The organism is Frankia sp. AgKG'84/4 (genome assembly GCF_023242965.2).
Classification (GTDB): Bacteria; Actinomycetota; Actinomycetes; order Frankiales; family Frankiaceae; genus Frankia.
Genome location: NZ_JALKFU020000832.1, coordinates 1 through 997 on the forward strand (window position 1 = coordinate 1; position 997 = coordinate 997).

Below are 997 nucleotides of genomic sequence, written 5' to 3' on the forward strand. Positions count from 1 at the left end.
GTGCTCTACCGCCAAGACTCTTATCATGAGGCTAGCCCTAAAGCTATTTCGGAGAGAACCAGCTATCTCCAGGTTCGATTGGAATTTCTCCGCTACCCACACCTCATCCCCGCACTTTTCAACGTGCGTGGGTTCGGGCCTCCATTCAGTGTTACCTGAACTTCACCCTGGACATGGGTAGATCACCTGGTTTCGGGTCTACGACCTCATACTCATTCGCCCTGTTCAGACTCGCTTTCGCTGCGGCTCCGTCTCATCGACTTAACCTTGCATGAAATCGTAACTCGCCGGTTCATTCTACAAAAGGCACGCCATCACCCATGAACGGGCTCTGACTACTTGTAGGCACACGGTTTCAGGATCTGTTTCACTCCCCTTCCGGGGTGCTTTTCACCTTTCCCTCACGGTACTGGTTCACTATCGGTCACTAGGGAGTATTTAGCCTTGGGAGATGGTCCTCCCTGCTTCCGACGGGATTTCTCGTGTCCCGCCGTACTCAGGATCCACTCAGGAGGGAACGGAGTTTCGACTACAGGGTTTTTACCTTCTCTGACGGATCTTTCCAGATCTCTTCATCTACCCCGTTCCTTTGTAACTCCATGTAGAGTGTCCTACAACCCCAAGAGGCAAGCCTCTTGGTTTGGGCTGATTCCGTTTCGCTCGCCGCTACTTGGGAAATCGCATGTTGCTTTCTCTTCCTCCGGGTACTTAGATGTTTCAGTTCCCCGGGTCTGCCTTCAGTACCCTATGTATTCAGGTACAGATACTGTTCCATTACGAACAGTGGGTTTCCCCATTCGGAAATCTCCGGATCAAAGCTTACTTACAGCTCCCCGAAGCATATCGGTGTTAGTCCCGTCCTTCATCGGCTCCTAGTGCCAAGGCATCCACCGTGCGCCCTTTCTAACTTAACCACAAAATACAAAAATCTTACTCGGGGTTTTGAAAAACGGTCCGCAAAACGTTGCCGTATTGAGGTTATCTAGTGTTCAACGAA

Annotated in this window: 1 rRNA gene; it reads right to left on the reverse strand. The window is 50.9% G+C overall.

The features are described 5' to 3' along the window. Positions 1-914, reverse strand: a 23S ribosomal RNA gene (locus MXD58_RS25520); the annotation flags it as partial. Positions 915-997: the final 83 nt, after the last annotated feature.